This is a genomic window from Paenibacillus pabuli NBRC 13638 (genome assembly GCF_001514495.1).
GTDB lineage: Bacteria > Bacillota > Bacilli > Paenibacillales > Paenibacillaceae > Paenibacillus > Paenibacillus pabuli.
This window is the reverse complement of sequence record NZ_BCNM01000003.1, coordinates 150841-171009: the sequence shown is the minus strand read 5'-3', so window position 1 is coordinate 171009 and position 20169 is coordinate 150841. Positions and strand designations below refer to the sequence as shown.

The 20169-nt window shown below is 48.0% G+C and carries 17 protein-coding genes; 10 read left to right on the top strand and 7 right to left on the bottom strand.

Annotation, left to right across the window (positions count from 1 at the left end):
* Positions 1-90: 90 nt before the first annotated feature.
* Positions 91-1725, bottom strand: a complete 1635-nt coding sequence (locus tag PPA03S_RS06205; RefSeq protein ID WP_062320925.1) for a bifunctional metallophosphatase/5'-nucleotidase — start codon at positions 1723-1725, stop codon at positions 91-93.
* A 204-nt stretch (positions 1726-1929) separates the two neighbouring features.
* Here PPA03S_RS06205 and PPA03S_RS06200 point away from each other — a divergent pair, with 204 nt between their 5' ends.
* The 4 genes from PPA03S_RS06200 (at position 1930) to phnE (PPA03S_RS06185) (ending at position 5522) form a co-directional block, all read left to right on the top strand.
* On the top strand, positions 1930-2880 hold the full coding sequence (locus PPA03S_RS06200) for a phosphate/phosphite/phosphonate ABC transporter substrate-binding protein (RefSeq protein ID WP_411835232.1): 951 nt from the start codon (positions 1930-1932) through the stop codon (positions 2878-2880).
* Between the two features lie 178 nt (positions 2881-3058).
* Positions 3059-3859 carry a phosphonate ABC transporter ATP-binding protein gene (gene phnC / locus PPA03S_RS06195; protein ID WP_062320921.1) on the top strand — a complete coding sequence of 267 codons (801 nt, stop codon included), beginning with the start codon at positions 3059-3061 and terminating at the stop codon, positions 3857-3859.
* Positions 3856-4719: a phosphonate ABC transporter, permease protein PhnE gene (gene phnE / locus PPA03S_RS06190; protein WP_245683528.1), complete on the top strand. Its 864-nt coding sequence runs from the start codon at positions 3856-3858 to the stop codon at positions 4717-4719. Before phnC ends, phnE (PPA03S_RS06190) begins: the two co-directional genes overlap by 4 nt.
* Entirely contained in the window at positions 4716-5522 is an 807-nt protein-coding gene (gene phnE / locus PPA03S_RS06185; RefSeq protein ID WP_062320919.1) for a phosphonate ABC transporter, permease protein PhnE, read from the top strand. Before phnE (PPA03S_RS06190) ends, phnE (PPA03S_RS06185) begins: the two co-directional genes overlap by 4 nt.
* Positions 5523-5719: 197 nt before the next feature.
* Here phnE (PPA03S_RS06185) and PPA03S_RS06180 read toward each other — a convergent pair whose 3' ends face one another.
* The 6 genes from PPA03S_RS06180 to PPA03S_RS06160 all read right to left on the bottom strand — a co-directional run bounded on the left by PPA03S_RS06180 (position 5720) and on the right by PPA03S_RS06160 (position 12730).
* The gene (locus PPA03S_RS06180; protein ID WP_062320917.1) at positions 5720-6508 is read right to left on the bottom strand and encodes an SDR family oxidoreductase; all 789 of its coding nucleotides are present in this window, start codon (positions 6506-6508) and stop codon (positions 5720-5722) included.
* A 175-nt stretch (positions 6509-6683) separates the two neighbouring features.
* The gene (locus PPA03S_RS33835; RefSeq protein WP_245683527.1) at positions 6684-6917 is read right to left on the bottom strand and encodes a hypothetical protein; all 234 of its coding nucleotides are present in this window, start codon (positions 6915-6917) and stop codon (positions 6684-6686) included.
* Between the two features lie 220 nt (positions 6918-7137).
* A complete protein-coding gene (locus PPA03S_RS06170) occupies positions 7138-8151 on the bottom strand; it encodes a zinc-dependent alcohol dehydrogenase family protein (protein WP_062320914.1) in 1014 nt (337 codons plus the stop codon).
* Positions 8152-8387: 236 nt separating this feature from the next.
* On the bottom strand, positions 8388-8516 hold the full coding sequence (locus PPA03S_RS34195; RefSeq protein ID WP_281189019.1) for a hypothetical protein: 129 nt from the start codon (positions 8514-8516) through the stop codon (positions 8388-8390).
* A gap of 737 nt (positions 8517-9253) precedes the next feature.
* On the bottom strand, positions 9254-12061 hold the full coding sequence (locus PPA03S_RS06165; RefSeq protein WP_411835225.1) for a chitinase N-terminal domain-containing protein: 2808 nt from the start codon (positions 12059-12061) through the stop codon (positions 9254-9256).
* 192 nt (positions 12062-12253) lie between these two features.
* Positions 12254-12730, bottom strand: coding sequence for an RNA polymerase sigma factor (locus PPA03S_RS06160; RefSeq protein ID WP_062320912.1), 477 nt, complete (start codon positions 12728-12730; stop codon positions 12254-12256).
* Between the two features lie 205 nt (positions 12731-12935).
* Here PPA03S_RS06160 and PPA03S_RS06155 point away from each other — a divergent pair, with 205 nt between their 5' ends.
* The 6 genes from PPA03S_RS06155 (at position 12936) to PPA03S_RS06130 (ending at position 19677) form a co-directional block, all read left to right on the top strand.
* Positions 12936-13649, top strand: coding sequence for a response regulator transcription factor (locus PPA03S_RS06155; protein WP_062320909.1), 714 nt, complete (start codon positions 12936-12938; stop codon positions 13647-13649).
* Positions 13646-15115 (top strand): sensor histidine kinase, encoded by a 1470-nt coding sequence (locus PPA03S_RS06150; RefSeq protein WP_062320907.1) that lies wholly within the window; start codon positions 13646-13648, stop codon positions 15113-15115. Before PPA03S_RS06155 ends, PPA03S_RS06150 begins: the two co-directional genes overlap by 4 nt.
* Complete coding sequence (locus PPA03S_RS06145; RefSeq protein WP_062320905.1) at positions 15112-16269, top strand: hypothetical protein; 1158 nt, start codon at positions 15112-15114, stop codon at positions 16267-16269. The genes PPA03S_RS06150 and PPA03S_RS06145 overlap by 4 nt, the downstream gene beginning before the upstream one ends.
* A gap of 225 nt (positions 16270-16494) precedes the next feature.
* The gene (locus PPA03S_RS06140) at positions 16495-17166 is read left to right on the top strand and encodes an ABC transporter ATP-binding protein (protein WP_062320904.1); all 672 of its coding nucleotides are present in this window, start codon (positions 16495-16497) and stop codon (positions 17164-17166) included.
* A gap of 53 nt (positions 17167-17219) precedes the next feature.
* The gene (locus PPA03S_RS06135) at positions 17220-18569 is read left to right on the top strand and encodes an ABC transporter permease (RefSeq protein WP_062320902.1); all 1350 of its coding nucleotides are present in this window, start codon (positions 17220-17222) and stop codon (positions 18567-18569) included.
* 28 nt (positions 18570-18597) lie between these two features.
* Complete coding sequence (locus PPA03S_RS06130) at positions 18598-19677, top strand: efflux RND transporter periplasmic adaptor subunit (RefSeq protein WP_062320900.1); 1080 nt, start codon at positions 18598-18600, stop codon at positions 19675-19677.
* The last annotated feature ends 492 nt before the right edge of the window (positions 19678-20169 follow it).

The following is a 20169-nucleotide window of genomic DNA, read 5'->3' as shown; positions in this document are numbered from 1 at the left end:
GAACATTAGCTCATGGATTTCCCACACTATCGAATTTAGTGATTGTACTTTTTTTAAAATACATATTGGCTTGACTTTTATTTTTGAAAATTAAATTACCTTCCAATTATTCGCCTGCTCCACCGTCAGGGGCTGATGTCTGCGGATATAATCCTCTACTAGTGCCGCCATATCCGTGGCGCCTTCGTGCAGCACCTTTTTGCCTGGATACATGGCATAATCACCGCCACCTGCTGCACGATAACTGTTCATCACTACAGAATACGTCGCTTCCATCTTAACAGGTATGCCCTCACGTTCCAGCTTCACGACACGACTTCCCACAGGTTTGGAAATATCCAGCTCGTATTCAATGCCTGCCCACATGTCATAATTATAATGCTGGGGTTTCGGCTGCATATATGCGGGATTGACGACAACTTTGCCCGAAGCCTCCACTTCAAAATAACGCGCCGTTTGCTCCAACGCATCCCGAATGTCCTGACCACGAAGCTCCAGCACCGTCAGTGTATTGGGATAGATAAAGTTGGACAACACATCCCGCACGGTAATGCGTGAACCGAAACCGCGGGCTTCTTCGCTGAGTAATGCGGTATTGGAGATTTGAGCCCCCGTTGCTTCCATCTGCACCTGATGTACAAAAGCAATGAAGGGATGCGCCCCGAGCCGCAATGCGGCAGGATCGGTGATGGACAAGTCACCGGCTACCTCGCCAATCGGCTGGTCCAGCCATGCCTGTGCTTTTGCTTCCAACTCGTCCGTCAGTTTCATAACAGCCGCATCGGGCTGTACATCACTATGTTCATCCATGAGCAGCAAGCGAGCCTGTTTCCCTGCAATCTGCCACTTTCCATTCGATAACCGCTCCAACTGAACGGATACATGACCAGCCCCGTTCCCACTAAACCCAGGCTGGATTACGGTCACCCCATGAATCTCAGCGGTAAGTTGACGATGTTGATGCCCGGTGAGCAGAACGTCAATCCCATCAATGTCACGGCAGATGGCGTACGCCTGATTTTCTCCGGTTAACCGCTCAGCAGGTTCGCCTGTCTCCAGATCACTTTCAAATCCCCCATGATAACTGACCACGAGCACATCCGGCTGTTCATGTTCACGAATATAGCCAACCCACGCACGAATAGTCTCCAGAGCGTCAAGGAACTGTAAACCTTCTATATTTTTCGGATGCTCCCAGTTCGGAATATAGTGTGTCGTTGCGCCCAGCAAAGCAATTTTAACGCCCGAGGACAAGGTTCTGATTAGATAGGGAGGGCCAAAGGCGGGTATGCCTGCTCCAGGAGGTGCAACGGCCCGTGTTTCTTTTTCAGTCTTTTCTCCATTAACAATATTGGCGGATAGCCATGGGAAATGGGAATCTTCAACGGCTTTACGCAGCAAGTTCTGACCGTAATTGAATTCATGGTTACCCATCACGGCAGCATCATAGCCAAGTTCATTCAGAACATTAATGAAAGGATGTACTTCGTGATCCGAAACAAAGGATGCAGCATATGAGGCCAAAGGGGAACCCTGCAACAGATCACCGTTATCCACGAGCAGCAGTTCGGGTGAACGCTCACGTTCACGCCGGATCAGCGAAGCAAGCAAAGCAAGTCCGGCTGGACGATAGGCATTGGTATTGTAATGTATGGGACGAATGGCCCCATGAAGATCACTGGTTACCAAGATGTCGAAGCTTGACGAAGTTGTTATGGATGTCATTTTACAATCTCCTCTAAATATAAAGATGAGGCTATTCTAACAGATGCAAGCCGCTCTGACAGCCTGACAGGAAACTTTACAAAACTCCAAATTTCGTTTCACATCACGCAAATATTTGACGACTATAGTAGACAAGTATTGAAAAATAGAAACTCTTTGGAGGGTGTTCGTTTGAAGAAGTCTGCTTTATTTTTACCATTGTTGATTTTGGTTCTGTTTCTAAGCGCTTGTGGGTCTAGCAGTAGTACAACAGGTTCGGCTAACGGGGCTGATACGAGCTCGAATGCATCCAGTACGGACACGGCAGAAACAGACAAAGCCGCTGAAGGTTATGTGCCGACTGAGCTGACTGTACAATTCGTTCCATCACAAAATGCAGATACACTCGAAGCCAAAGCAAAACCACTTGAGAAGCTGCTCGGTGATAAATTGGGCATCCCGGTGAAGGTCAGCGTATCCACAGACTACAACACCATTATTGAAGCCATGGCTTCCAACAAAGTGGACGTAGGCTTCCTGCCTCCGACAGCGTATGTACTTGCTAAAGAAAAAGGGGCAGCTGAAGTTATTCTTCAGGCACAACGTTTTGGTGTGAATGATGAGACTGGCGCTCCAACCGAGCAGCTGGCAGATTCGTATAAATCCATGATTATTGTGAAAAAGGATTCGCCGATCCAATCCGTAGAGGATCTGAAAGGCAAAAAAATCGCTTACCAGAACGTAACGTCTTCCGCAGGTTATGTATGGCCGGCAGCCCTGCTGCTCGACAGAGGCATTGATCCTTTGAAAGATGTACAGCCAATCACGGTTAAAGGCCATGACCAAGGCGTACTGGCAGTACTGAACGGCGACGTTGATGCTGCAGCGATTTTCCAAGATGCCCGTAACACTGTAGCGAAAGACTACCCGACTGTATTTGAAGATACTCGTGTACTGGCGTTCACTGAGCCAATTCCTAACGATACGATCGCAGTACGTACAGACATGAATGCAGATTGGACAGCGAAGATTAAACAAGCGTTCATCGATATCGGTAAAGATCCATCCGGTCATGAGATCATTAAAGAAATCTACACACACGAAGGTTATGTAGAGTCGGATGACAGCAAGTTTGATATCGTTCGTGAGTATGGTGAAAAAGTAAAAACCGAGTAGTAACTGATTAGTGTTCAGATAAAGAAAATCGTAAATGATTGTATTTCTTATCTTATCATTGGATAACTTCATCGGTTCAGCGGGCAGGCCAGTTCAGCGTGACATACGCTGCACTGGCTTGTCCCATTACAGCGTGACCCTGGGAATATACCATATTAATGAAAGAAGGATTACCGCCATGATTGAGCTTCACAATGTAACGAAAACATACGCTAACGGCACCAAGGGCCTAAATAATATTAATCTGAAATTTAAACAGGGAGAATTCATCGCCGTCGTTGGTTTGTCTGGTGCGGGGAAATCGACGCTTCTGCGTTCCATTAACCGGCTTCATGATATCAGTGACGGTGAGATTTTGATTCATGGCAAGTCGATCACAAAAGCTCATGGCAAGTCACTTCGCATGATTCGTCGGGATATCGGGATGATCTTCCAGAGCTTCAATCTCGTAAAACGTTCCAGTGTGCTTCGCAACGTGCTTGCTGGACGCGTGGGATATCATTCCACCATGCGTACCATTCTGGGTCGTTTTCCAAAAGAAGATACAGAACTGGCATTTGGAGCACTGGAACGGGTAAACATCGCGGAAAAAGCCTATTCCCGCGCAGATCAGTTGTCCGGTGGGCAGCAGCAGCGGGTAGCCATAGCCCGAGTGCTTGCACAGGAAGCCAAAATCATTCTGGCAGACGAGCCTGTCGCTTCACTCGATCCACTAACAACGAAGCAGGTAATGGATGATCTGAAACGTATCAACCAGGATCTCGGTATTACAACGATCGTTAATCTTCACTTTATCGACCTTGCCAGAGAGTATGCGACCCGTATTGTTGGATTGCGTGCGGGCGAAGTGGTGTTTGACGGTCCGGTATCCGAAGCAACAGATGAGCGTTTTGCAGAAATTTATGGCAGACCTATTCTGGCGGACGAGCTGCTGGATAAACAGGCTGTACAGGATCAGCGGGGAGAAGTGCTGGTATGAAGCAACCCGTAAACGTATCGATAGATGGATCATTGCAGAACGAATCAGGAAAGGGAAAGCGTGCTGGCACAGGTTCAGGCTCGGCTGTCCATCGTCCCAAACCACCGGGGCGTACCAAACATTTGCTCACGCTAATCATCATTCTGCTGCTTTTGTGGGCAAGTGCCAGACAGACCGATGCCAGTTTTAGTGAGCTGATTGAAGGTTTCCCCAACATGCTGGATTTGCTGCGTGAGATGTTCCCGCCGCGGTGGAGCTATTTTGACAACATCGTCCAGGGCATGCTGGAGACGATCCGTATGGCTCTGATTGGTACAACGATTGGTGCGATCATCGCCATTCCGGTCTCCATTATCTGTGCAGGCAACTTAATGCCCAGCCGTTGGATCTACTATCCGGCACGCTTTGTGCTGAACCTGATCCGTACCGTGCCTGACCTTTTGCTGGCGGCACTATTCGTTGCTGTGTTTGGACTTGGCCCGATTCCTGGTATATTGGCACTCGCCGTTTTCTCGGTGGGATTGATTGCCAAGTTGACCTACGAAACGCTGGAAACGATTGATCAGGGACCACTAGAAGCGATGACCGCTGTCGGTATGAACCGGATTCAACTCATTGTTTATGGCGTGGTGCCACAACTGGCCGCCCAATTTACTTCCTATGTGCTGTATGCCTTTGAGATTAATGTGCGTGCCGCTGCGATTCTCGGATTGGTTGGAGCAGGGGGCATCGGACTGTATTATGAAGCAACCCTTGGATTCCTGGAATATGACAAAACGAGTGTCATCATTCTGTTTACCCTTGTCATTGTTCTGATCATTGATTATGTAAGTACTAAGCTGCGGGAGAAATTGTTATGATGAAAAATGAAACAAGCGTCATCCGGCGCAAACCACGGAAGAACCCGCTTCGCTGGGTTATTATACTATTGCTTATCCTGGTGTACGCGTGGGCACTTGCCGGTGTACCGTTTACCGGTTTGAAGGACACGGCTGGTCAGATCATGAAGGCAATTATCGCCGGGATTTTCTCCCCGGATTGGGACTTTGTTTATCTGCCTGAGGGTGAAGATTTGCTGCGAGGATTGCTGGATACGCTGGCGATCTCCGTGCTGGGTACCGTCATTTCCGCTGTACTGTGTATTCCGTTTGCGTTCTGGTCTGCGCGGAATATGAGCAGCTTCCGTCCTGTATCGGGTACGGGCAAAATGGTGCTCAGCTTTATTCGTACGTTCCCGGAGATTATTATGGCATTGCTGTTCATCAAGGCGGTGGGTCCGGGTTCCTTCGCGGGTGTACTCGCCCTTGGGCTGCATTCCATCGGGATGCTCGGTAAACTGTTCGCTGACGAAGTGGAAAATATTGATTATGGTCCTTCTGAAGCGCTGCTCGCTTCCGGAGCGACGCGCATGCAGCAGCTGTGGTTTGCTGTACTGCCACAGGTTTTGCCTGGATTCCTTAACTACACATTGTATCGGTTCGAGATTAATGTACGTTCCGCAACCATCCTGGGGGTTATCGGGGCAGGGGGGATCGGTACACCGCTGATCTTTGCACTCAGCACACGAAACTGGCCGCGAGTAGGGATTATTCTGCTGGGGATCATCGTGATGATCACGATCATTGACCTGATTTCGGGATACATTCGCAAGAAGCTGGTATAGGGAAGAAAAGGTAAAGTTTGTTTGTCTTTTCAAACGCTGGTAGAAGATTCCGAATCCTTATTGTATGCTGACGATGCTTACTCGACGAGGACGTTTAGTGATGGATTCAGACTTCGTGCTCTACTCTTGACCTAGGAAAAACAAAAGATCCGTTGCCAAATCTGGGACGGATCTTTTGTTACTATTTGGACGTCGTTTTATTTGAACCGCTGGGCTTGCCTTGAAGGCATAATGGTTAGTTCCGGAATGCTGACATGCTCAGGCTGCTCTAATGCATAGATTGCTGCCTCTGCAACATCATCGGGATGTAACGGCAGGACTTTCGAAGCAAACGCGCGAATTTCATCCTCGGAATACCCGGCCACCTGAGAAAATTCCGTTGCCACCGCCCCGGGCTGAATCGTCATAACGCGAATTCCATGATCGATTGTCTCCAAACGTAATGCAGACGCTATGGCGTTAACGCCGTATTTGGTAGCGCTGTATGGACCTCCTCCGGCGATCACTTCCTTGCCGGCAATGGAGGAAATGATGATGACATCTCCCTTACCCTGACCCAGCATTGGCGGAAGCCCGTAGTGCAGCGTCAACATTAGGCCGTGTACATTCGTCCTGTACAGCTCCTCCCATCTTTCCAGATCTACTTCTACCAAAGGACTTCGATACCCGAATCCGGCATTGGCAACTATAATATCAAGGCGGCCCCAGCGGTTAATCGTTTCATCGACCACATGCTGTACTTCTTCAGCCGTTTGAATATCAGCAGGTACCGCCATTACCTCGTATAATCCCTCTTTATGCAATTCCTGAACCAGCTCATCCAATCGATCCCGTCGACGTGCCACTATAGTCACATGGGCGCCGCGCTTTACCAGTTTCCTGGCGATCGATGCTCCGATTCCGCTGCTAGCGCCTGTCACCAAGGCGACTTTGCCGGTCAGACTCTCCTTCTCATTCCAAGATAGCTCCAATTCATCCAGATTCATTTCGCACCCTCCCAGATTCCAACCTTATTTTGTTAAAAGCACGCGATGAACGCTCCTGCTGCCTCCAGGTGCCGTTCCTATATATAAATATCCGTTATGGCTTGCAGCCGTAGTTACGCCATACACTTTGCCTTCCGGATCATGCCAGCTTCCGGTCCTTTGAGCCAGTATCTGGTCAACTGATAGTGATACGATTCCGCCAAGTACAAAATCTTCTTCCGCAGACAAGGCAACCCCGTTTGCAAAGATTGCCTTCTGCACCGAAAGGAACCTTGTAAATTTCCCCGTCTGAATCTCCTGTATATAGCTGGCCTTCTTTATCGAATGTAATGAATTCCGGAAATCGAGGGGCACCAGTAACAAGCTGAGCTGAGTTTGTTGTTCTGTTTCCACGGACCCGCTTCCTCAAATGAGGGAGCTGTCGGTACGGACCATTTTGTCGGTTTGATCGGTGAAGGCAAAAGCAAGAAAACGAGTAATTCTAGAACGAGCACCGCGAGTAGTGATAGACCCTATCTGGCTATCCTAGCACACAGTGAGCGTTTAGGACGATTCGCCTTAAGTAGATTTAACGGAGCTAACTGGTTTATTGGGTATTAGAGCGCCTCCTATGTCATTTTTGAGAGATTTTAGATTTGGACTACGATTTTACCAAAATATTGCTTCCCTTCAGCCAAGAGCGTGTATGCTTCTCCAATTCGATCTAGAGGGAATACACGGTCGATGACGGGATGTAAACGATGATGGGCAATCGCTCGATTCATCTTTTCAAAGTGATCCCGGTTGCCGACTTGACTGCCGCGAACCGTTGCGGCTTTCTGCAAAATGCTGGTGACATCGTATTCCGGAATGGTCAAGCCCGATAAGAACCCGACCATACTCAATGTCCCTCCTGTGCGAAGCGCATTGATGGATTTCACCATTGTTGCCGCTCCTCCAACATCCAGCACATGATCGACACCGCCGTCAGTCAGCTCGAGCGCCTTCTGATCCCAATCGGGAACTTCGGAATAGTTGATGGTTTGCCATGCCCCGAGAGCTTTTGCTCGTTCCAGCTTGGCGTTGCTGCTCGACGTGATGATAACTCGTGCTCCGGTCATAAGCGAGAATTGAAGCCCGAAGATGGAGACACCGCCTGTTCCCTGCAGCAGCACAGTATCACCCGCTTGCAAACCACCGTATTCGATTAGCATGCTCCATGCGGTTAATGCCGCGATCGGCAGGGTGGAGGCCTCCTCATAAGTGAGGTGATCGGGAATAGGGACGACTCCGTCTTCATGCAGAACGACATACTCGGCCGCCACTCCGTTCAACGGACCTCCCAGACTGTCTGCTAATACCTCAGCTCTTGGGTTGCCGGCCAAGAATCGTTGCTGCAAATTACCTGCGACCCGGTCCCCAACGTGAATTCTTGTTACTCCTTGGCCTACGGCGACAACTTCTCCCGCTCCGTCTGATAATGGAATGAAGGGAAACTTGATGTCGACCGGCATTACTCCGCTCAGGACCATTAGATCCCGGTAATTGAGAGACGCTGCCCTCATGCGGATCAGCACCTCCTTAGGGCCTGGGGTTGGTTTGTCGAGTTCCGTCATGGTTAATTCCTCTAAGCCGAAGCCGTTTGTCAGTTGTATAGCTTTCATCGTATTGTCCTCCCTGTAAGATCAGATTGATTACCCGGATTCTTATTATTGCTGCTGTATCCTTTACGCGGACGAAGCATCCTTCCAACAAGCCGAAGACCTTGCTTTCGTGTAATGAAACGCGATAAAGTCGACATTTCTGATATAACTCGCTTGGCGCGCCCTCCTTCGAAAGATCCATAAAGATAACCTCAGCTTTGATGCCATGCATCTTTCTGAGCTCTGATGCCCGACTCTCAAGCTTGCTCTCCGATCGGGCGACGAGTACCAAATGGCTGCCTTGTTTGGCCGGTTGTCTCGCGAATTGTGCTCTCCAATACCGGAAGAAGCTCCCGTGACGAGCGCCCATTTCCCCTTATTGTCATAGTGCTGCTCTCCTTCTCGACACTATGTTGTAATATAGAAACACCGTTACCCATTGCTCAGAAGTAATTTTCAACTCTCATGAAAGTTAAGTACCGTGCATTCATGGTAACAATGTTTCCTTAAGGTATCATTGTATCCACTCGATTTTATAAAGTCAATATGATCTTTGAGCCTCCATCGTTTTATTGACAAGTGAAGGACAACTGTATCTACTTCCTGCTAAGAGAGTCGGAAACTTAGAGAACCCTTTTTTTGCTTTGCATGCCCGAGGTACGCATGGTCTCGTTGGTGAAAGACCAATCCAGGGAGGGGCCATGCCACCTTGATAGCTAGGATGCTTGCATATGGCGAAATCTGTGTGTAAAGCGCCTCGACAAGAGTACCTGTCAGAGACATTGCGAGCAATAAGCCAGGCCGCAACATGAAGTGATCATACCGCATTGCCAAAGAAGGCCCTGCACGGGGGAAAAGAGGGTGAGCCCTGCTTTGTTTATATTTTTATGGAGGAGGTACGAGTGAGTGAATGCCAACCGGCTAATAACACCTAAGGAAAGCTAGGTCATGCGGCCAAGGAGAACAACAAGCTTAAATTCCATGCTCTGTATGATAAAGTCCACAACTAATATTTAGAGTGTTTACGGTACGAAAAAAAAGCGAAGCAAGATTGCCTGGAATCCCGGCGATCTTGCTTCGCTTTTACTATGTTTGGTTAAACGTTGGCATTCCTTACTGAGACTTAGCTTGCTGCTGGCAGAGATACGGATTTCGTTACTTGTACCGTAATCGTTTCAGTGCTTGTCACACCCGCTGCATTGATCAGCTCGGCGCGATACGTGTACGTTCCGTTCGCGCGACCGGATACATCGGTCACAGCGCTTTGGGCATTAGGTGTTACTGCGTTCAGTGCTTTGGTATCGATCAGTTGACCATTCTCATAGAGGCGGTATTCTGTTGCATTGGTTCCCCACCACAGATTCATGGTTACTTTGTAGTTTCCGTCTCCATCCCAATTATCTTGGGAGAGAACGGCTTTGCCAGGGGCAGCATTCGCCACCTGTACCGTGAGTACTTCACTGCGAGTTGTACCTTTGGAGTTCGTCAGCTCAGCTACATAGGTATACGTACCGTTAGCTTTGCCACTAATCGTTGTTTGGGCCGATTGCGCCGCTGGTGTAGCGTCTGTCAGCTTTTGTGTGTCAATTAGCACGCCATCTTCATACAGTTTGTAGCTTGTGCCATTGTCACCCCACCAGAGGTTCATAGTAACTGTATAAGATCCTTCGGACAGACCGTTGCTATAACCATTGTTGGATGTAAGGGCCGGTTTACCCGGTGCGCCAACAGCTGGCGTAGAAGGTCCTTCTTCGCCGCCTTCTTCAACTTTTACGAAATCGTTCAAGCTTCTAGGCTTCAGTTGAAATACATCTTTGAAAATAGCGGCAACACCTGTCACGCTGATTTTATCGCCTGCTGCATAAGGGAAGGACGTTTGCGTTACACCTGTGCGTGTATCCACACGTACATGCGTGCTTGTTCCGTCTGCTGCAACGGCATCGAATTCAAACGAACCTACGGGTGTTGCACTAATGATGTTCTGAACAGTTACTTCTTTCAAATGAACGAGTTGACCCTGGTTTGCAGCCGTTACTGCTGAAACCTCAACGGCAGCAGGGATGGAGGCTGTACCTGTTTTCTCAATCGCAACGATATCTGTAAGTTCAAATTCACTGTTGTACAGCGCTGTTGCTGCGGTTACTTTAACCACATCTCCAGCGTGGAAACCGCCAGTACTTTGGAAAACATAGAGGCCTCCGGTGGTGTCCTGAAGATAGAAGGATTGTCCACCAAAAGAACCTGGCTCTGTAGTAACTACGCCCTCAACCGTAACCGTTGAACCAGCTGCCTTGGTGCGAGCATCCGCAATGCTGATCGTTGCCGGGATTGGACCTTCCTCTTCCGGAAGCTGCTCAGCCGGAACGTTGCCGACGGTAACAGCATTCGTGATCAGGTTGCTGCCGTTCAGACGCAGACGCAAGCTGGCAGCTCCAGTTGTACCCGGTTTGATGCGAACATTCAGGTCTTTGATGGCACGACCCTTGCTATCTGAAGTTACGCTAAATGTAGAGCTGTAACCGTATGAAGTCGGCCATGTACCATTTTCATTCTGAATCATGGCGACCTGTGTACCGCCAGTTAGGTAGATTCCTGCACTATAACCGGAAACGGTTGTGTTAGCAGGCATGTTCTCTACAACCACGCGGATCTGGAAATCCTCCGCATTAGGCAGGGTTTCCTGCTTCACGAAGCTGTAGGAAGCGTTCGCGCTTGAAGCTGGTCCACCATAAGAACCTGCTTTGAACGTGGAACGATCATACCATTTGTATCCGGCAGCTGGTGCAGACCAAGGTTCAGCCTGTGGTTCCGTGGAAGCAGCGGGTTGTTCGAACGGGAGTAATGCTGTTGCATTATCCAGTTGAAGTCCGTTCACTTGAGTCAAGTTAGTGTAATTTTCTTGAGTAGCAAGCCAGTTAACCGTATTGACCAGCAATTTGCCGTCATCGACTTCTTTGAAACCGTCATAGGTTGTTTTGCGAGCGCCAGTCTCTTCGCGCAGATACTTTGGTGAAGCATCTTCAACCGGAGAGGAATCCCCGATAAACGCTGCTTTACCTGCACCCAGCTTGGAAACAGCTACGTAAGGACCTTCTTCGACTCCGCCGCCATTGTACACGCCTTGGTCAACAGCGTTCGGCCAAGCTGCATTTGTTTTTGGCAGGTATACAATACCTTTAGCTTTGGTTGGATCCGTAATTGCGAGGGTAGAGCCTGCATGCATGGCTACAGCTGAAACACCTTCAGTAATACCAAATGCCTGGGCAGCAGGCACAATGTTGGTCGCATTAATATCGCCTAATGCGTTATAACGGAAGCGTACACCAAAGTTGTAGGACAACCAGTCACTGCTGGTTACATTCTGCATGGCCTCAGAGTTGCGTTCCTCTGTGCTCATGCCTTTGGCCGGATCTTCGAACGCACCACGACGATAGCCGTTAATCGCTTCGGAACCATCCCAGCGGTTTTTGTTACGGTCCGCATTGTAGTGATCTCCAATGAAGAAAATGCTGCCGCCTTTTTCCACATACTCTTTCATGGCTGCCTGCTCTGTCGTTTTGAATGGAACGTTAGGCTCAGCAATGACAAAAACACTATAATCTTTCAGATCATCATACGTAAAAGGGGTGGTTTTGCGCAGTTCTTTGACGTCAAATCCGTCATTTGCGAGTGCATTTCCGAAGTCCGAGAAACCTCCGTCAATGACCCAGTCAGCTGCTCCGGCTGTCTGTGCGTGAGTATTGTCGAACAGGACTTTCTTGCCTGCATTGCCATTAACCACTTTGGCCTGAATGTAAGGAGCCGGATCTGTCGGCCCTTCCGCATGAACCGAAGCATTCCCATTCCATAATCCGATCTGAAGCGGTAACGCCATGGACAATGCCAAGAGTGATTTTAACCATACTCCTCGCATACGTGTCAATTTACCCAACCAAATCCCTCCCAAATATTAGTTGATTTATGAGTTCGTCCATATTTTATCACACCAAAATCTCACATAGTCATAACAATATGTAAAAATATCCTCGATATTTGTAAAATTGAGTCATTAGTCGTAGTTCAGGGCAGATTTCTTCGATAATATCTTACATTGGATGTCTCTTCCCATAACAAAAAGCCATCTCTATGAGATGACTTTGGCTCGAATGCGATTGACGGCATGAAATACCGAGGATTTGATCATGCCTTCACTGCGGTTGACAAGCTGTGCGGTTTCTTTGATGCTGTAACCGTGAATCACGCGTAATTCAAGAATTTTGCGATGTTCCGTATTGGGGATGTGGCTAACCAAGTCGTTGACCCCTTCATCGATCTCCAATTCGGATGTATCACAGTGATACGTCTGCATCTCCAGCTTGCTATCCCGCTTGAACGTACGGGTTCGCTTGCGAAAGGTATCCAGGGCGAGGTTACGGGCAATTCTTTTGAGATAGTAGAGGAGACGTTCTTCCGGAATGTCTGCCGATACATTCATCATTCGAATGAAGCACTCTTGCGCGAGGTCCTCTGCATCCTGTGGATGTTTGACGATTTGAGATAGATACCGTGTTACTTCTGATTTATAGTTTACATAAGCATCATGAATGGTTGATTTGTTCACGTGATGTTGTCCCCTTTGGATACCGATCTGGCCTTGTCCGGTCTGGTTTGTTCTCTATGGTCCAAGTATATCGGGATGATGTTTCCAAAGACGCCAGACTTGTATCGGAGTTGTAACATTTTCCGTCAACCTCTGTTCATTCCTGGAGCAGGGATACAAAATATAGGCAGATGAAATTCATAGAGCAGGGAGATTAAGATTCATCATGAGACCGAAACAGATTTTGATAATAGAAGATGAAGAGTCCATTCGCGACATCCTTTCCTATTCATTGCGCAAGGAAGGATTTGAGATGACAGAAGCGGCCACAGGCAGAGAGGGATTGGAACTGCTGAGGGAGTCCAGACCGGATTTGATCCTGCTTGATCTGATGCTGCCTGACATGAGCGGGTTCGATGTATGCAGACAGCTATCTGTGAATTCAAAGATTCCCGTGATCATGATTACGGCGAAATCCGATATGTTAGATAAAGTGCTTGGCATGGAGCTTGGGGCGGATGACTATATTACGAAGCCCTTTGACATCCGTGAGGTGGTTGCCCGCATTCGTGCCATTTTCCGTCGTATTGACCTGATCAGCGAGACATTGGAAAATCAGTCCTATGAAGTGGTACGGCTTGGTAGACACATCGAGATCCGGAAGGATGAGCGTGAAGTGTGGAAGGATGGGGAACGGGCCGGACTCACCAACAAGGAATATGAACTGCTGCTGTATCTGGTGGAACACCACCGCAAAGTACATACTCGCTCCGAGCTGCTCGACAAGGTGTGGGGCTTTGATTTTCCGGGGGATACCCGTACTGTTGATATTCATGTGCAGCGCATTCGCAAGAAGCTGGATAGCAGTGTGCATGGAATTTCACTCATTGAAACCGTGTTCGGCGTGGGTTACAAACTGAATATACAGGTGCAGACATGAAGTGGACCATTCAGTTCAAAATGGTCGTGCTATTCTCGGTGATCATCTTCATTGGTTTCTCCGCCCTGCTGATCATTTCCAACAAAGTAGGCGAGGAAAACATGTATCGGGAAGTCCATGAGGACATGGTTCAATCGAAAAAGAATCTGGATATTGCCCTCAATCAGTATTTCCTGATTCATAATAAACGGATGACGACCGTCTCGCTGGAGGCCGGCAATCGCGAACTCGCCGATCAGATCGGTTCCGCAGTGGGAGGGGTCGTCACCATCTACCGTCCTGATGCGACTGCTTACAACGCAGCTGACAGAGGCGGGGATACCGCTAATCTATATTCGGATTACCCTGATGTGAAGGCTGCCATGGACTCCAGAATCGCGTACTCCACACAGACGAAGCAGGGGCGCGTCAGGGCAAGTCTTTCCTTCCCTCTTCAGGCCAATCAGCAACTGCTGGGCATTGTTCAACTGGAGAAGGATTATACGGAGTTGTTCAAACGCAATCTTCGTTTTCAGAATACGATCAAGTTATTTGCAGCGATTATCTTTGGGTTTGTGTTTATTGCTTCCATCTTGATCTCCCGGAAAATTACGAAACCGATTCGCGTGCTCACGAAACGTTCAGCGGAGGTGGCTCAGGGCAGTCTCAGCGCAGATATTCAGATTGCGACAAAGGACGAGATTGGAGAATTGGCCTCAAGCTTCACCATCATGATTGATCGGGTACGCGAGCAGATTGACGTGATTGAGCAGGAGCGGGATGAAGTGAAGCAGGTACAGGCCAGAAGCAAGGTTTTCTTTGACAACGTAACCCACGAATTGAAGACACCGCTGACGACTATTCTGGGATACGCCCAGATTTTACGTGACAATGGATTCACGGATCAGGCTTTCTTTGATAAAGGGTTGAATTATATAATCAATGAGAGCCGCCGCCTGAACACGATGGTTGCTGATATTCTGGAGGTGTCCGTATCTTCTACGGTGATTCAGTCCTACCGGTTTGAGTGGATTGATGCTGCGGAGATCATTCGTGAAGCTTGCGAGGATATGTCCATCAAGGCGAGTAAGTACAATATTGGCATTCATTATGAGCTTGAGGAGCAGTTATATTTGCAGGGGGATCGGATAAAGCTCAAGGAAGTCTTTCTCAATATATTGGACAACTCGGTTAAATACGGCTATGTCAACTCGATAATTGAGGTTCAGTCGTTCCGATTGGGAGATCAGATCGCTATCCTTGTTCGCGATCAGGGAGAAGGCATTGGTCCGAAAGCGCTGGAGCATGTGTTTGAACCCTTCTATCGGGATAAAGACATTAACAGAACTGAGAAAGGAAGTGCCGGCCTGGGCTTGTCTATTGTGAAGAATATCGTTGAACAACATGGGGGAACTGTTGAAATCAAGAGTATCATGCATCAAGGGACACAAGTAAATATCAGTCTGCCGGGGGAAAGCAAAGCATGAAACATCCTGGATTTTGGCGTAAAAACCGCGATTTCTTTATGCTGTCAGGCCTGTTGATCGTATTTGTCGGAGGCATCTTCGGTATTGGCAGCCTGTTCAGTATCGGCAGTTTCAAGCCCCGAACGGTGATTTTACCGAGTGAACAGTTCAATAGCCGCTTGGCTCCGCCCCAAAGCAATATCATCCAGATCGAGTCAGCTACCAAGCTGACCACTGATTTTGCCATCTATGACTTTGAAATGGTTGACCGGAATACGATGATATTGAATCGCCCGGAACGTTCCTATTCAGGGCTCCGATTGTCTCTGCTGCATCTGGATGACAACCAGGTCAAGGATATCGCCGGCAACACGGATTATGGCATTTCGTTGAGCCCGAATCTGGATAAGCTGATCTACTCCCAGTATCGTTCGGGGCTGAACCAGAAGACCACATATGAATATGATATTCAAAGCGAACAGCGCAGCAAACTGCCCAATGACAATTCGTACTACAGAACTTTTATGGGGAACGACACCTATATAGGCCAGGATGACCTCGCCCTTAATCTGGTCGATATGAAGTCAGGCCACAAACGGGATATATACAGTTATGACGAGTTGAAGGCCCTGATTACGGAGATGAGACATATCAAAAATCAGGATAAAACCTTCTTTATTTTGGATTATTTTGAGGCCAGTCAGCAACGGAAGCAGGTCTATATCCTGGTGATGCTGAACGATAAATACGCCATCTATGCCGTTCCACTTGCGCCGGAGGCTGACGTCAAGTTATATGCGGAAATGAAAGAAATCCAGCAATACAAGCTGCTGAAAAATGGTGATATGCTCATTCAGGGGAACTTGAATAATGTGGTGGGCTTGTACCGATACCGGGCCGAACAGAAGCAGTTTGATCTGCTGGTTAAGGGGTCCATTTGGAATTTTGATCTGGATGCGGATGAATCCCGTATTGCCTATTTTCGATCTCTGGAGGGTCAGAAGTATGAAGTGCATACTGCATTCCTGAATGGAAGCAAGCTGTCGTCCGACACCGTAATTTATAGAAATATCGATAATTTTGTCAAATTGAAATGGAACAAGGATGAACTTTTTGTCGTAGGCAGTTCCGTGGATAAAAGCGAGTTATACCGTTTTAGCTTCAAAGCATGGTAGATCATTCTCACTCATACTCAGCTCCCTATCCCCCTTTTTACAAGGGAAAGTGCCCCTGCCAGTCCGAAGCGCAGCTTCGTGACTGACAGGGGTTTTTTGTGGGCAAATTTACAACTTGGATACATCCTTGGGCGGCCAGGATACAACTTCACCCTATACTGAAAAGGTGATAGAGCTCTATGAGTCTTATACATATTCAGCAAATGGAAAGGAAGACATACAGGAATGCTTCAAGTTGAACAGTTATCCCACTCATTCCGAAATGCACAGGGACCTGTACCGGTGCTGCAAGATATCAATTTGACTATTGGTAAAGGCCAGATGGTCGCCCTGCTTGGCAGCTCAGGTTCGGGCAAATCAACACTGCTGAATCTGATGGCCGGGCTCATGAAGCCGGATCAGGGCAGAATTTTAATAGCCGGACAGGATATCGTACGTTTCAGCGAAAATCGTCTGGCAGAGTTCAGGCGCAGCCATATCGGCTTTATTTTTCAATCCTATGAATTGCTGTCGAATCTTACGATTCGGGAAAATGTAGAGCTGCCGCTGGTGTTTATGGGGGTAAGCCCCTCGAAGCGAAAGTCCAAAGCGCTGCCATTGCTGGAGCAGGTCGGTCTGGGTGATAAGGTGAATCTGTTCCCTTCCCAGCTGTCCGGCGGTCAACAACAGCGGGTGAGTATTGCACGTTCACTCATTACGGAGCCGTCGGTTATTTTCGCGGACGAGCCTACTGGGAATCTGGATACAGAGACCGAGGAGGAGATTATTGCGATCTTGCAGCAGCTTAATAGAGATCTGAAGACCACGTTTGTTATTGTGACACATGAAGCAGAGGTTGCGGAGCAAATGCAGGCCGTGCTTACACTGCAACATGGAATGCTGGTTGGAAGGTCGTAAGGGGAGTTTGAGACAAAAGGAGAGGAAATGTGAGAATACGGGATGTAATACGTATGGCCTGGGGACAAATCATTCGCAGGAAAATGGTGACTCTGCTGTGCATGATGGGTCTGTCCATCGGCTCTGCCGCCATGATCATTGCACTTAGTATAGGGCAGTCCGTACAGACATACAGCGAGAAAACATTGAATGACAATTACAAGATGGATGAAATTACGATTTCGCCCAATGAAGGCATTCGTACCGGCAACGGTAGCAGCGGAAGCGGTCAGACCTCGAAGTTTGAACGTGGTGCGCTGACTTTGGAAAAGATTCGGATTATCCAAAGACTTCCCCATGTTGTTGCGGTGGCCCCCATGCTGAAGCTGGATGCACTCGATATGGTGCTTCCGGACGGACGCAGTTCCTATGTGGAAGTTATCGGTACTGAGCTGGATACGCTGAGCGGATTCGGATACCGTTATGCACAAGGAAGTGGTGCCGGAGACGGCCGGATTGCGGTGGCGAATTACGGGTCGACATTTGGATTTATGGATCCCAAAGTCACCCAGAAGTTATTCGAGCAGCTGAATGCTGATCCCTATAACAATGAGCTTTTGCAACAGTATATAGACATGACTTCCATACAGGAGCAGCTTATGCAGCAGCGTGTTCAATTTCGCTATGAGGACTACTCGGATGGAAGAAAAACGAAGATGAGTGGATCGGTTCGGGTGTCTGGTGAACTGACGAAGCCCTCCAACATGGACGATATGAGTGCCCAGGGTGAAAAGAGGGTATACGTACCACTTGATACGGCGCGTGCTCTCCAGAATGAGCTTGGGTTACAACAGGCAGACGGTACTGCGACCAAACATTTGAATTCAGCACTGGTCAAAGTTGAGGATAAACGATATGTCGCACAGGTGGAGGAGCAGATCAAAAAGCTGACGTTGAATACACAAAGCAATCTGTTTCAAGAAGAGGCAATGTCAGGCCAGCTGGCTATGTACCAAAAAGCGGCATTGGGCATAGGTGGCTTTATCATGCTGCTGGCCTCATTGTCCATTATTGTGGCGATGATCATGTCTACACATCAGCGGCGCAAACAGATTGGTGTCATGAAGGTGCTGGGAGCGAATCTGTGGCAGATTCGCCAGATGTTTATTACGGAAGCAGCAATGCTTGGATTCATGGGCGGCGTGGCTGGTGTGGGGATTGCGTATGCAGCCCTTGGAGGGGTAAACCAATTGCTCGCGAGCCAGATGGCAGATCAGCAAAATGGACCGCTCACCGTAGTCATTCAGCAATCAGTCTTGCCGCTCGGCATCATGTTTGCTGTTCTGGTAGGCATTGTATCGGGGATCTATCCGGCGATCAGCGCATCCAGAACAAATGCTCTAAGTGTCATCAAGTCAATGTGAACCTTATCAGTGAAAGGAAAATGGCTGCATGAAGAAATGGATCAAAATCATCATGACCGTTGTGCTCATATTAGGTGCGAGTTATTGGCTATATGAGAAGTATAAACCCAAGCCTGCTGAACCAGTGGAGGTTCCACCGCAGATTACCTTTGATGTAACGCAGGAAACCATGACACAAACGATTCAGGTTAAGGGAAAATCAGTATATACCGATCAGACGGATATCATCGCGCCATATGCCTCCAACATTCAGAAATGGAATGTGAAAAATGGGGAGCAGGTAAGCAAGGGTGATGTCCTGTTCACACTCGATACTTCGGCTTTGCAAACCGAAATAGATCAATTGGAGAGTGATCTGGCGAAGGCGAGAATTGAATTGGAGGTCAATCAGGTCACCCTTGATCAGGCCGATATGAGCGCGCCGCTGGGTGTAACGGAGGAGGAACGCAAAAAGGCCTTTGCGGATCGGGAGGGCAGGATTTTGACTAACGAGCTGAATAAGAAGAGCTTGGCAATCAAGGAAAAGGAACTGCAGAAGAAGCAGGACATCATGAGTAAGGGAGTGGTTTATGCTCCCGCTTCCGGTATTTTTCAAATGAATGATCCAGACAGCAAAACACGAATGGTAACCGAAGGACAGTTAGTCGGAAACATTATCAATATGGGCAAACTGAAATTTATGACGATCGTCGGAGAAGATGAAATGTTCAAGCTTAAGGCGGGTATGCCTGTCCAGGTGCGAATGACAGCACAGAAGGAGACACCTTTTACGGGAAAGGTGAGTATTGTATCCAAATTTGCACGTAAAGGTGCGTCGGAAACGAACCTCAAGGAGGCTTCGCAGTTTGATGTTGTGATTGATCTGAAGCCAGACTCCAGAATGTATGGGGGCGTCAGTCTGGAAGGGGACATCGAAACGGCACGCAAGGACAAGGCTATTGTCGTATCCAGCTTGGCCATTATGCGAGATCAAGGAGAACCCTATGTTTTATTAAGCAAAGGAAACGGAGAGACGGAGCAAAAGACCATCCAAACAGGTATGGAGTCAGGAGACAAGACGGAAGTGCTTCGTGGATTAAAACCGGGGGATATTGTGGTTCTCCCCTAAAAGGAACGTTCAGGGTCCTTTACTTCGAGGGCATTCATTCACTTGAGTAGAATTGGACTCAGCGACTTTCTTCACAAGAACAAGGTTCATTGTGGCAAATAGCCATAATGAGCCTATTTGCTCGCATGGGAAGGAGATTCTCTACATTCCTGCCTGAATTATGGAATTTTATATAAATTATTTTAAATAATTCAATTTACAGTAATATATTCATAACGTATAATCAGTGAAAAGGAGGTGAACACACGATGTACATGTTATGTCGAGGGTAAGCTTTTTTTTAAAACTTAAAAAGAAAGCGTTTTCCTTGAAAAGCCCGGCATAATGTTTCGAAAAGCTCATGCACCCATGATCACCCTCACATCCCTACACACGCTGTACCCCTCACAAGGAAATGATCCGCATATTCAGTCATCCATCTTTAGGTTTAAACTCTTGATGTTCTGCTCTCAATGCAAGTTAGCATACAAGTCTTTAACGCAAGTTATTCGT

What these genes read in the sequence shown, in the direction of transcription:
- PPA03S_RS34195 (WP_281189019.1), bottom strand. Translation starts at nt 8,516, where the DNA reads ATGACAATAAGGGGAAATGGGCGCTCGTCACGGGAGCTTCTTCCGGTA.
- PPA03S_RS06180 (WP_062320917.1), bottom strand. Translation starts at nt 6,508, where the DNA reads ATGAATCTGGATGAATTGGAGCTATCTTGGAATGAGAAGGAGAGTCTG.
- phnE (WP_062320919.1), top strand. Translation starts at nt 4,716, where the DNA reads ATGATGAAAAATGAAACAAGCGTCATCCGGCGCAAACCACGGAAGAAC.
- PPA03S_RS06155 (WP_062320909.1), top strand. Translation starts at nt 12,936, where the DNA reads ATGAGACCGAAACAGATTTTGATAATAGAAGATGAAGAGTCCATTCGC.
- PPA03S_RS06130 (WP_062320900.1), top strand. Translation starts at nt 18,598, where the DNA reads ATGAAGAAATGGATCAAAATCATCATGACCGTTGTGCTCATATTAGGT.
- PPA03S_RS06135 (WP_062320902.1), top strand. Translation starts at nt 17,220, where the DNA reads ATGGCCTGGGGACAAATCATTCGCAGGAAAATGGTGACTCTGCTGTGC.
- phnC (WP_062320921.1), top strand. Translation starts at nt 3,059, where the DNA reads ATGATTGAGCTTCACAATGTAACGAAAACATACGCTAACGGCACCAAG.
- PPA03S_RS06145 (WP_062320905.1), top strand. Translation starts at nt 15,112, where the DNA reads ATGAAACATCCTGGATTTTGGCGTAAAAACCGCGATTTCTTTATGCTG.
- PPA03S_RS06205 (WP_062320925.1), bottom strand. Translation starts at nt 1,725, where the DNA reads ATGACATCCATAACAACTTCGTCAAGCTTCGACATCTTGGTAACCAGT.
- PPA03S_RS06140 (WP_062320904.1), top strand. Translation starts at nt 16,495, where the DNA reads ATGCTTCAAGTTGAACAGTTATCCCACTCATTCCGAAATGCACAGGGA.
- PPA03S_RS06170 (WP_062320914.1), bottom strand. Translation starts at nt 8,151, where the DNA reads ATGAAAGCTATACAACTGACAAACGGCTTCGGCTTAGAGGAATTAACC.
- PPA03S_RS06150 (WP_062320907.1), top strand. Translation starts at nt 13,646, where the DNA reads ATGAAGTGGACCATTCAGTTCAAAATGGTCGTGCTATTCTCGGTGATC.
- phnE (WP_245683528.1), top strand. Translation starts at nt 3,856, where the DNA reads ATGAAGCAACCCGTAAACGTATCGATAGATGGATCATTGCAGAACGAA.